The sequence below is a fragment of the Pseudoalteromonas sp. PS5 genome (assembly GCF_004103255.1).
GTDB lineage: Bacteria > Pseudomonadota > Gammaproteobacteria > Enterobacterales > Alteromonadaceae > Pseudoalteromonas > Pseudoalteromonas peptidolytica.
This window is the reverse complement of record NZ_RCSQ01000125.1, coordinates 1-10,381: the sequence shown is the minus strand read 5'-3', so window position 1 is coordinate 10,381 and position 10,381 is coordinate 1. Positions and strand designations below refer to the sequence as shown.

The 10,381-nt window shown below is 42.7% G+C and carries 13 protein-coding genes, 2 tRNA genes and 1 pseudogene; 12 read left to right on the top strand and 4 right to left on the bottom strand.

Annotated elements, in window-relative coordinates; genetic code table 11:
- Positions 1-97 precede the first annotated feature (97 nt).
- The 3 genes from folM to folX are packed head-to-tail and all read left to right on the top strand — an operon-like array spanning position 98 to position 1,751.
- The gene (folM, locus tag D9603_RS15535; RefSeq protein WP_128731993.1) at positions 98-814 is read left to right on the top strand and encodes a dihydromonapterin reductase; all 717 of its coding nucleotides are present in this window, start codon (positions 98-100) and stop codon (positions 812-814) included.
- Between the two features lie 6 nt (positions 815-820).
- Positions 821-1,375, top strand: a complete 555-nt coding sequence (gene folE / locus D9603_RS15530; RefSeq protein WP_125253598.1) for a GTP cyclohydrolase I FolE — start codon at positions 821-823, stop codon at positions 1,373-1,375.
- Positions 1,376-1,382: 7 nt separating this feature from the next.
- Entirely contained in the window at positions 1,383-1,751 is a 369-nt protein-coding gene (folX, locus tag D9603_RS15525; RefSeq protein WP_128731992.1) for a dihydroneopterin triphosphate 2'-epimerase, read from the top strand.
- Between the two features lie 21 nt (positions 1,752-1,772).
- Here folX and D9603_RS15520 read toward each other — a convergent pair whose 3' ends face one another.
- Entirely contained in the window at positions 1,773-2,201 is a 429-nt protein-coding gene (locus tag D9603_RS15520; protein WP_128731991.1) for a YqaA family protein, read from the bottom strand.
- Between the two features lie 120 nt (positions 2,202-2,321).
- Between D9603_RS15520 and D9603_RS15515 the strand changes: the two genes are divergently transcribed.
- The 3 genes and pseudogenes from D9603_RS15515 to D9603_RS15505 all read left to right on the top strand — a co-directional run bounded on the left by D9603_RS15515 (position 2,322) and on the right by D9603_RS15505 (position 3,844).
- The gene (locus D9603_RS15515; protein ID WP_128731990.1) at positions 2,322-2,828 is read left to right on the top strand and encodes a thioredoxin-like domain-containing protein; all 507 of its coding nucleotides are present in this window, start codon (positions 2,322-2,324) and stop codon (positions 2,826-2,828) included.
- Between the two features lie 12 nt (positions 2,829-2,840).
- Positions 2,841-3,304, top strand: a pseudogene (locus D9603_RS15510) (DUF2721 domain-containing protein).
- Between the two features lie 87 nt (positions 3,305-3,391).
- Positions 3,392-3,844, top strand: a complete 453-nt coding sequence (locus D9603_RS15505; protein ID WP_185745613.1) for a cytochrome c — start codon at positions 3,392-3,394, stop codon at positions 3,842-3,844.
- 152 nt (positions 3,845-3,996) lie between these two features.
- Here D9603_RS15505 and D9603_RS15500 read toward each other — a convergent pair whose 3' ends face one another.
- Positions 3,997-4,182, bottom strand: coding sequence for a hypothetical protein (locus D9603_RS15500; protein ID WP_010604204.1), 186 nt, complete (start codon positions 4,180-4,182; stop codon positions 3,997-3,999).
- A gap of 287 nt (positions 4,183-4,469) precedes the next feature.
- Here D9603_RS15500 and D9603_RS15495 point away from each other — a divergent pair, with 287 nt between their 5' ends.
- A complete protein-coding gene (locus tag D9603_RS15495) occupies positions 4,470-5,255 on the top strand; it encodes a DUF2884 family protein (protein ID WP_128731989.1) in 786 nt (261 codons plus the stop codon).
- Here the strand turns inward: D9603_RS15495 and D9603_RS15490 are convergent.
- Complete coding sequence (locus D9603_RS15490) at positions 5,248-6,723, bottom strand: PLP-dependent aminotransferase family protein (RefSeq protein WP_128731988.1); 1,476 nt, start codon at positions 6,721-6,723, stop codon at positions 5,248-5,250. The two genes, D9603_RS15495 and D9603_RS15490, sit on opposite strands and share 8 nt — an antisense overlap.
- A 108-nt stretch (positions 6,724-6,831) precedes the next feature.
- Between D9603_RS15490 and D9603_RS15485 the strand changes: the two genes are divergently transcribed.
- Entirely contained in the window at positions 6,832-7,746 is a 915-nt protein-coding gene (locus tag D9603_RS15485; protein WP_125253591.1) for a DMT family transporter, read from the top strand.
- Between the two features lie 41 nt (positions 7,747-7,787).
- Here D9603_RS15485 and D9603_RS15480 read toward each other — a convergent pair whose 3' ends face one another.
- Positions 7,788-8,630, bottom strand: a complete 843-nt coding sequence (locus D9603_RS15480) for a YegS/Rv2252/BmrU family lipid kinase (RefSeq protein WP_128731987.1) — start codon at positions 8,628-8,630, stop codon at positions 7,788-7,790.
- 285 nt (positions 8,631-8,915) lie between these two features.
- Between D9603_RS15480 and D9603_RS21850 the strand changes: the two genes are divergently transcribed.
- The 4 genes from D9603_RS21850 to D9603_RS15465 form a co-directional block, all read left to right on the top strand.
- Complete coding sequence (locus tag D9603_RS21850) at positions 8,916-9,062, top strand: hypothetical protein (protein ID WP_170178652.1); 147 nt, start codon at positions 8,916-8,918, stop codon at positions 9,060-9,062.
- A 223-nt stretch (positions 9,063-9,285) separates the two neighbouring features.
- Positions 9,286-9,376: transfer RNA gene (locus D9603_RS15475), tRNA-Ser, on the top strand.
- 18 nt (positions 9,377-9,394) lie between these two features.
- A tRNA-Ser gene (locus D9603_RS15470) sits at positions 9,395-9,487 on the top strand.
- 128 nt (positions 9,488-9,615) lie between these two features.
- Positions 9,616-10,381: MBL fold metallo-hydrolase (locus tag D9603_RS15465; RefSeq protein ID WP_128731986.1), on the top strand; the 766-nt coding region annotated here is incomplete at its 3' end.

Sequence of the window (10,381 nt, the reverse complement as noted above, 5' to 3'; positions counted from 1 at the left end):
TTAAGTCAAATTGGTATTATAACTCAATTTCTGACGGTGCAGTGCTTGCATTGCACCACAGCCATTACTTTACTTAACCTCTCAAGGTGACTGATTTATGAGCCAAGCAGCTGCACCTATCTTAATAACTGGCGGCGCCCAGCGCATTGGACTTGCTATGGTGCATCATTTTATCGCGCGCCAACAGCCGGTCATATTAACCTATAGAACCAGGCACCAAGTGATCGATGAGTTAGAGACACAAGGCGTCACTTGTATTCATGCTGATTTTGATCAGCCAGATACAATTACCAAACTGACCACGGACATTCGCTCACGCACAAACACACTACGCGCCATTATTCACAACGCATCAAGTTGGGATTGTGAAGTCAATAACCCTGACTACGCAACCCTGTTTGACAACATGATGCGAATACATGCAAAAGTACCCTATTTGATTAATCAAGCATTAGGCGAGTTATTGGCTGCCGACGATGCCATTGGTGATGTGATCCACATTACTGATTACGTAGTAGAAAAAGGTAGCCCAAAACATATTGCTTATGCCGCAAGCAAAGCAGCACTAGATAATCTAACGCGATCATTTGCCGCCAAATTTGCACCTAAGGTCAAAGTTAATAGCATTGCACCTTCACTGATTATCTTTAACCAAGATGATAGTGAACAATACAAAGCAAAAACATTGAAAAAGTCTATCATGGGAATAGAGCCTGGGAGCAAAGAAGTCATTAACAGCGTTGAAATGATCTTAAATAGTAATTACATGACGGGTCGTACGATACAAATCGACGGCGGTCGTCATTTGAGGTAGCGCATTATGCAAGACGAATTACAACAGAGTTATAAATCAATCATAGCAGCCGTTGGCGAAGACACGGGTCGAGAGGGATTACTAGATACCCCCAAACGAGCAGCAAAGGCAATGGAGTATCTGACTCAAGGTTACCGACAAACATTGGATGAAATCACCAACAATGCTGTGTTTACCTCAGATGCAGATGACATGGTATTGATCCAAGATATTGAACTGTACTCCATGTGTGAACACCACCTTCTGCCTTTTGTGGGGCGTTGTCATATTGCTTATATTCCAAATGGCAAAGTACTTGGATTATCAAAGTTTGCACGTATTGTTGACATGTTTGCACGACGCTTTCAAATCCAAGAGCAACTTACCCACCAAATTGCCAAAGCTGTGGAAGAAGTAACAGGCGCCAAAGGGGTCGGTGTCATTGTTGAAGCTAAGCACATGTGCATGATGATGCGTGGCGTAGAAAAGCAAAACTCCAGCATGCGCACCTCGGTTATGCTTGGTAACTTTAGAAGCGACCCTAAAACACGTAACGAGTTTTTGCAGTTAGTGAAAGGATAAGTACTGTATGTCCAATGCCATCATTAAAGTAACAAATCTAAGACTTCGCACTTTTATTGGCTTTAACCCTGAAGAGCGAGAAAAAAAGCAAGATGTCGTTATCAACCTTGAGATCCACTATCCGGCGGATACGGCATGCTTAGACCACGATAATGTCACCCACGCGCTGAACTATAAAACCGTGACTAAAGCGGTTATCTCCGTGGTTGAAGAAGGGCATTTTTTGTTACTTGAAAAGTTGGTTGCCGACATTCTGTCTGAGTGCCATCGTCACGAAGATGTTACTTATGCAAAAGTAACTGTGGATAAGCCTCATGCACTCAGATTTGCAGACTCGGTTTCTTTGACTCTCGATTGGCACCGAAATAAGCGGTAAATAACGTTGCCCTTCCTTGCCTTATGACATCACCTGTAGGGCAAGGAATATCACGAGCGCATAGCGTACTCCTTTTCCAAGCGCCACTAATAAAAAGAACCAAGTAAATGACGTTCTTAAAGAACCTGCCACCACGGTCAACGGATCGCCAACAATAGGCAACCACGCAAATAACAATGAAAACTTACCATAGCGGTTAAAGTGGGCACATGCGGCATCATACTGCTTTTGAGAAATTGGAAACCACCGTCTATCCCGCCACTTGACGATAAACCACCCTAAATAATAATTCACACAGCTCCCAAGCAAATTGCCAGTTGTTGCCGCAACCCATAACCACAGCAACTCACCTTGTTGTTGTGTCACCAAGCCGCTGAGTGCTAGCTCAGAGGAGGCAGGAAGTAAGGTAGCAGCAATAAACGCAAGTCCAAATAACGAAAGATAAATCATAGTGACGAAGGTGATACCAATCTGCGTTAGTAATTAGGTTTTAAGAAATTATCCAAATGGGGCAATATACTTAAATACACGTCATACTTCAAAAATACTCACACGCTCATAGGACAAAGCATGAAAACAATAATAAAATCCTTGCTGCTTGCTACTTTGCTCACAACCGGGCTAAACGGATGCAGCACGTCTCATGAAGTACCAATTGCATCTGGGTATCAAACCTATATTCAAGTGGGCGAGCGCTTTAAACATCTAAACCTAACCGATATTAACGATAACAAAGTCGCATTTGAAGCTGAGCACAAAAAACTGGTGATATTATTTGCAACTTGGTGTTCTGACTCTCAGCGGCTATTGAACGAGTTACAAGCGTCTTCATTACTCAACATGTCAAATTTAACGATTATTGCCATTGGCCGCGAGCAAAATCAGACTACACTGAAACAGTTCAATGATACCCAAGCACTACCTATCCACTTTGTCGCTGATCCTAACCGTACGATTTACAACAGCTATGCAAATAAAGGGATACCTAGGTTAATATTACTCGATGAGCAAAATAACGTATTACAGACACTTATTGGCGAGCAGCCAAACACATTATCAAAACTACGCTGGAATTAATGAGGTACTACCATGACGCCTGATGTTGTTAGCATTCTTACCATGGCAAAAGTGATTCAAACCGCTGTGGCACCGGTGTTTTTAATAACAGGGATTGCAGCGACCTTAGGGGTACTGTCAAATCGGTTAGCGAGAATTACTGACAGAGCGCGCTTGCTAGATAGAAAAATCAATAGCACACAAGACGAAGAGCTAAAAATGCACTTTGCCGTGAAATGCGAGCTTTATTAAAGCGCTCTCGCTTTATTCATATCGCATTTAGTATGAGCGTCCTTAGTGCACTTTTAGTTTGTGCCGTGGTTATGCTCCTGTTCATGTCACACTTGTACAGTATGCCACTTGGCATTACGCTGTCAGCTTGCTTTATCGCTGCAATGGTTTTACTGATTGGTGCATTTGTTTCCTTGCTAGCAGAAATTTTTCTTGCTACCCGTAGCATGCGTCGAGGTATGATATTCAAAGATATTGAGAGCTAACATCGGTAAATTATCGATGACATTCATCGCAATTGTTTGCTTGTATTTAAAAGTTACACTGACAATAGGGAAAATAATTAGGGGTTTATGACTATGAAGAAACTACTTACCGTCACACTATTAAGCTGCCTTGCGGCAACCGCACAGGCGAACACCATGTTTGAATCTGCGGAAGATGCCATTCAATACCGCCAAGCATCTTTCCAGCTGATCCGCTTCCAAATCGGTAACATGGGGGACATGTTAAAGGGCAAAGTACCTTTCGATGCCGAAGCATTTAAGCAACGCGCACAAAATGCTGCACAATTATCAAAAATGCCATGGGAAGCTTTTATCGAAGGTTCAGATAAGGGAAGCACTGACGCACTACCGGCCATTTGGTCAGACCGTGCTGAGTTTGATGGCAAAGCCAAAAAGTTTGCCGAATACGCACAAGCACTAGCGGTAGCTGCAGAATCAGGTGATAAGAAGATCATCGCTTCAGCATTTAAAGACTGGGCGAAGGGCTGCAAAGACTGCCACCAGTCATTCAAAGACTAAACAAAACAGCCGCGTATGCGGCTGCTTATGAGGTCTGTGAGCTGGTGTGTAATCCGTTTCAGGTCTTTATACCTCTGGCCTTACGTCATCCAACCACCCTATTATCTAGCGATAATAGTATTCACAACTTTATTCGTGATAGACGTACAATATCAATCGTCAATATAGTCGAAATCATCGTCGCCTAGATTTCTACGTAGGCGTTTTTGCTCTAAGTAGTCGTCTAGCTTTCTTTTGACTTTACGTTTTTGCTTATCATGTTGGTTACGACCCAACTTTTCAAATTCATCATCAGCAAAATCATCATCAAGCGCATCGTAAGAGAATGTCTTACCCACAACTTACTCCAAATTATATAGTCATTAATAAAATGAGAACCGTCTCTCAAGATCATTATTTAGCGTTAAATTTGCATTCTGAAAAGTGAGACTTTTTTGTCTTCACAATAAAAAATTTTTATCGGATTGTAGAAAGTGATAAGAATAGCTAAATTTTAGTCAATTCCATTATTTTTTAAACACTTCATTCCACACCTAAAAACCGCAAAGCTTTGATTATATTAAACTTATTAATTGGCACCTTTTTTGTAATGTCATATTTGTCACTGAGCCAATAAGGATTGACCATGAATAAAATTATCTTACTAACCGCCGCAACAATGATGAGCACCACGGTTGCAGCGCATGAACAGCATACCGTTACCTTTAACGATGAAAATTGTGAAGTCGAGTTTCAAAATGACGTTCGTATCACACCGGATAATTTAGTTATCACCACAGCAAGCCATGCAACAGCAGAGATCACCAGTCAAGGAACCCTTACGCTCAATGGCGACATCATCCCCCTCAATCAACAACAACAAGCGATGCTAACGCAATACAGTGAACAATTAAGGGGTCGGCTGCCCCAAGTCGCCAATATCGCCTTTGAGGGCATCAAACTAGCAGGAGTTGCGCTCAACGAGGTTGCCACAACATTCAACCTAACCAATCTCGATGATATTCATGCAGTGATAAACGATTTTGAAACTCAAGTACACGGTACATTTTACCAGCAAGGTGCATTCGTCATGGGCAAACAAACCTTCGATGACTTTGGTAGTAACTTTGATGAGCAATTTAGTGAAAAAGTAGAAACCGTTATCAAAGGAGCGATGATGCAATCAATCGGCAGCTTACTCGTGACGATTGGCACTGAAATGTCAAATTCAAATGGTGATATGAGTGCTTTTGAGCAACGTATGGAAGACTTTGCGACACAAATAGAGACCAAAGTGACACAACAAGCAAAAGCCATCGAGCAAAAAGCCGACAGCTTATGTGGTGAGTTTGAGCAGATAGCCCATCACGAAGCCATTGTTGCAAACGCTATTCCTGAGATGTCCGCCTATCAGTTATTTAAATTTAAGTAATACCATTAAAGGGGGTCAGATCCCCCCTTTTTCTTTGTATTTCAGCCAGTTTACCCAATGTCACAATGGCTTGTTCCAATTCATCTGACCATGGTAAGCCATAGCTTATACGAATACAGTTTTGATATTTTTTACTCGCGCTAAAAAGCGTGCCAGGTGTAATGCTAATACCTGCTGCTAACGCTTGCTGGAATAAAACAGCGCCATCTACTTGCTTACCCAAATCTAGCCACAGCACGCACCCACCTTTGGGGCGACTAACACGAACCTCATCCCCAAATGCAAAATTTACCGCAAGGATCATGCGATCGCGATTTTCAATGAGCCGTTTGCGAACGAGCTTTAAGTGGCGCTCGTATCCTCCTGAGCTGAGAAAATCCGCTAAAGCCCATTGGTTCATCAAAGAGGATGAACAACTCAATGCGCGTTTGATACGCTTCGCTTTTGCACTAAATTGCGACGCTACCATCCAGCCAACTCGGTAGCTTGGTGCTGCCGTTTTTGAAAAAGAAGCACAGGTGATCACTAACCCCTTTTTACTGTAAGCCTGCGCAGGTATACCACGCTGTTCGGTAAAGTAGAGATCGCCATATACATCATCCTCTATCAGCACCACCTCTCGCTGCTCCAGTAACTCCACTAATTGCGCGCGTCGAGCATCTGGCATATAACTTCCCAGCGGGTTACTTATACTGGTAGAAAAGACGCAAGCACGAATATCATGTTTATCCAAAGCTTTCTCTAAATCATCAAGCCAAATACCATCGTCAGGGCACACAGGTATTTCAATTGCTTTCAGCCCTAAGTTTTCTACTAGCTCAACAATGCCGAAGTAGCATGGCGACTCAATAGCGATGACATCACCAGGGTGTGTTACCGCCTGTAGCGCAATTGCTAGCGCCTCTTGAGCACCATTAGTAATAACAAGCTCATCCATGCTAACTGCCAGCCCCATATCCAAATAACGCCTTATTATTTGTTTTTTTAAACTATCCAAACCATCCATCGGACCATAATTAATCAACTCACTGCCGGCTTCTTTCATCACTCGGCGCATGATTTTTGCGAGCACCTGCTCCGTACCTGCGATCGCAATTGGATTTGCAATCCCCAGTGGCACAGCGTGCGATTGATGAATGCCACAGTACACCTGCTCAATCAATGCCTGTTTATTCACAACGACAGGGTTGGCTGGCAATCTTGCGCGTTTCGGTGAATGTTTTACAGGAGGATCTTCACATAAGAAATAACCTGACTTTTCTTTCGCGATGACCTTTCCTTGCGCCTCTAGTGTTTGATAGGCCTGCTTAACAGTTGGAATACTGACATTCAGATTTTGCGCCATTGCGCGAAGTGATGGCAGTTTTTCTCCCGGCAAAATAGACGCTTGCTCCGCCATTAATAAAATCATTTGGATTACTTGTTGATATAAAAAAGCGGATTGCTGACGCTCGATCACTGTACTCATAAATAAAATAATCTGTATAGGTTTAAAATAACAAATTCTGTATATAGCTTATACAGAATAGCAGCGTACACTACGCACATCTACTGTTGTTTTAATTTAGAGCCGATCATGAAAAATCTGTTTCTCTATACTATTACCGTGTTGATATGGGGCTCAACTTGGCTGGCCATCGAGTATCAGCTAGGCAACGTTAATGAGTTTGTATCGCTATTTTACCGTTTTGGTCTTGCGGCGATCTGTATGTGGGTATTTGTTTTTTACAAACGGGTGCCGATGCGCTTTTGCCGCCGCGATCATGGCTTTTTTATTTTACTCGCTCTGTGTAACTTTGGTGCTAACTATTTATTTCTATATTGGGCTCAAGCACATTTAAATTCGGCAATGGCTTCGATTGCATTTTCTTTATTGCTAGTCGTCAATATCATTAATACAAAGCTGTTTTTTGCCAAGCCAATTGCCAAACGTATTTACTTTGGTGCGTCGCTCGGCACGCTTGGTATAGTCAGCTTATTTTGGCACGATTTGGTCGCATTTGATTTGCAAAGCGATGCCTTCATGGGGTTATTATTAGCTCTATCGGGAACAGTAGTCGCGTCACTTGGCAATATGGTGAGCGTGCGTAACTCAAACCAGCAAATTGATGTAATGGCAGGAAATGCTTGGGGTATGCTATATAGCGCCATCATGCTGGCCACTTATGTGGCCTTCAGTGAGCATCAATTTATCAACCAAGCTCCTGCATCTTATTGGTGGTCACTTATTTATCTTAGTGTATTTGGCACCGTCATTGCTTTTGGTTGTTATTTCTCTTTGCTCAAGAATATTGGTCCAGAGAAAGCCAGTTATTTAATTGTGTTATTTCCGTTTGTTGCTGTAGCGTTGAGCACTTTGTTTGAAGGCTTTGAATGGCAACAAAATACGTTCATTGGATTTATTTTGGTCATCCTTGGCAATGCAATTGTATTAACTCCTTTGGATCGCATTTACACATGGTTGTCCATTCGGTCCCCAGTTAGAAGTTGAGGTTTTACCAATACTTTGGCTTCTTACTTTTTAGCGCCATTTTATGATGGCGCTTTTTTTATGCTCAACGCTTGGCGGCAACATGTGATGGTTGCTGGTGTGCGCCCAACTATTTCACCATCGGCCTCAATATCATATCCCGCTTGTGCTATACAAAGTTCGGTAATACGGTCGTGATGCACATTTTTCGCGCCAATATGGCGCTTAAGCAACATACTGGCAAATACTACCACCCGCTGCCAATGTGTTTTCGGTGTAAACCACAACAGCTCCAATTGCCCATCATTCAAGCTGGCCATAGGCGCAGGAGTTAGCCCTGCACCAAAGTGTTTACCATTGGCGAGCAACAGCATCATACCGTGCTCAGGCCATGTTTTACTGTGATAGCGGATTGATTTTGCACTAAATAGCGAAATTAATCCCGCATAGGTATAGCTAAGCTTTCCCAAGCGCTTCTTTTGCCCCAAGTTATTCATTACATGCGCGTTAAACCCAACGCCTGCAACATTAACAAACCAGCGGCTATCTACTTTACCCAAGTCAATATTGGTAACTTGATCTGAAAATACGGCAGCTCGCCACTGTGCTTTGGAGTAGTTAAACTGCCGTGCAAAATCATTACCCGTACCAGCAGGAAGCAAGGCGAGTGGATTATTACGCCGAGCGATGGCGTTGGCAACTAAGTGTAAGGTGCCATCTCCACCAATTACTACTACTGTCGTCCCTGTCGTCGTCGCTTTTACTATTGCATCTCTGTCTGATACAAAGTTGCCGGTGGTATTAAACCAAGTTGCCGTTATCTGCTGTTGTTTTAATTGTTGCTTTAACCATGCGCTCTGCGCATCTCCCTCAGCACCCGATAAAGGGTTAACCACCACCAGCATAAAGCCTCTCAAATACAAAAAATCAACTTATATGAATAAACAACCAATAAAAAAATTGGCACACAAAACAAAGAAAACCAAACAAATGATTTAATTGAAGTTAATCGAACACAAGATAAATACCCACTCGCATAAATATGCAAAATCACAATTTTACAAACAGGGAAAAACACAAAATACATTAGTTATTTTTATCCGAAAACAGTAATTTTTATCGTTTTAAATTTGAACAAATTGCGTGCAAAATAGCCTTGTTTTCAACCATAGTTTAATTAGGAGCCAGACATGCTTAATTCAGCTGCGCCTTGCAGCCCATCACAAAACACGCTTAACCAAACGCAAGCAACGAAACAACGTCGACTCAATTTGACGAAGTGGCTCGCAGTCTGTGGTCAACACTTAGCGTTAAAAGACGTGATTATGTATAAGTAAGTCTGCACAGAGCATGGCGTCCCAACCCGCCATGCTCTCGTCAGCATTTGTTTAAATAGACCACAAAAGCATCACTTCAACCAGTACTTTTGATAAAACCCCCCTGTCAAACCGCTAATTTCTGGCACAATTTTAAAAAAAACCTATTTTTAGAACATTTTTTAAGCAAACAGTTTAAAAATGGTTTACAGCGCTTAAATCGCTAAGTATTATCTTTGCCCATGGAGAGATGGCTGAGTGGTTGAAAGCACCGGTCTTGAAAACCGGCATACGTTAATAGCGTATCTAGGGTTCAAATCCCTATCTCTCCGCCATTTTTAAAGTATTGCGCCGGAGAGGTGGCCGAGTGGCTGAAGGCGCTCCCCTGCTAAGGGAGTATAGGGTTTGTAGCCCTATCGAGGGTTCGAATCCCTCCCCCTCCGCCATGACTTATAAGAAAACCGCTTAATTGCGGTTTTTTTATGCCTGAAATTTATCACGTTCATATGACAACTGGTCAGATGTCTTTAACCTATGCTATGTTGATATCTGATTAGGGATATGAGTATGACTAATGAAAATCCATACCTTAGAGGGTTATATTCAACATATTTATTTGGTTGAGCACGGCTCAGAGCTACTGTTACTTGATGGTTGCTGTCGTGCCGATGTTGACGTGGTCTGTCATTTTATTCAGCAACTACAAAAACCTCTTAGTGCACTCAAACTTATTGTCGTCACACATATGCACCCAGATCATGCCGGTGGTGCGCACAAACTCAGAAAACTCACTGGCGCTAAAATAGCGACGGCAAATGCACCCAGTCAGTGGTATCGTGGTATCGATGGTGTCATGATGCACCTTTCTGATATGGCGTTGGCTCTATGGGTTGCGGGAAGAAAGCGTAAAGCGAAACGTAACCTGTGGTACCCAAGACGCCTTGCACCAGACTTTTTCTTGGCCGATGGTGATAAGCTGCCTTATTTCGAGCAGTGGCAAGCTATTCATACCCCAGGCCATACCGACAGAGACATTAGCTTACTACATCAACCTAGCGGGCGTATGTATGTTGCAGATTTGACCGTCAAGGTAAAAGGGCAGTTTGTTGCACCCTTTCCAGTCTTCTATCCTCGATTATATCGATTGTCGCTAGCCAAAGTAAAAGCATTACAGCCTCACTCCTTGATATTGGCACATCAAGGAGAAGTGCCTGCAAGCGACATTGATTTCGATGCGTTAATCGCAAATGCGCCTAAACAACCAATGACTCATTGGCGCTCTGTGAAAAAGAAAACAAGCGCGCTTGGGTCTCGGTCGCTAATTAACCCGAGATCGGTTT

Bases quoted from the DNA above. Each gene is read 5' to 3' on its own strand.
- D9603_RS15485 (WP_125253591.1), top strand. From the start codon at position 6,832: ATGAAAAATCTGTTTCTCTATACTATTACCGTGTTGATATGGGGCTCA.
- D9603_RS15490 (WP_128731988.1), bottom strand. From the start codon at position 6,723: ATGAGTACAGTGATCGAGCGTCAGCAATCCGCTTTTTTATATCAACAA.
- folM (WP_128731993.1), top strand. From the start codon at position 98: ATGAGCCAAGCAGCTGCACCTATCTTAATAACTGGCGGCGCCCAGCGC.
- folE (WP_125253598.1), top strand. From the start codon at position 821: ATGCAAGACGAATTACAACAGAGTTATAAATCAATCATAGCAGCCGTT.
- folX (WP_128731992.1), top strand. From the start codon at position 1,383: ATGTCCAATGCCATCATTAAAGTAACAAATCTAAGACTTCGCACTTTT.
- D9603_RS15480 (WP_128731987.1), bottom strand. From the start codon at position 8,630: ATGCTGGTGGTGGTTAACCCTTTATCGGGTGCTGAGGGAGATGCGCAG.
- D9603_RS15515 (WP_128731990.1), top strand. From the start codon at position 2,322: ATGAAAACAATAATAAAATCCTTGCTGCTTGCTACTTTGCTCACAACC.
- D9603_RS21850 (WP_170178652.1), top strand. From the start codon at position 8,916: ATGCTTAATTCAGCTGCGCCTTGCAGCCCATCACAAAACACGCTTAAC.
- D9603_RS15505 (WP_185745613.1), top strand. From the start codon at position 3,392: ATGACTATGAAGAAACTACTTACCGTCACACTATTAAGCTGCCTTGCG.
- D9603_RS15520 (WP_128731991.1), bottom strand. From the start codon at position 2,201: ATGATTTATCTTTCGTTATTTGGACTTGCGTTTATTGCTGCTACCTTA.
- D9603_RS15495 (WP_128731989.1), top strand. From the start codon at position 4,470: ATGAATAAAATTATCTTACTAACCGCCGCAACAATGATGAGCACCACG.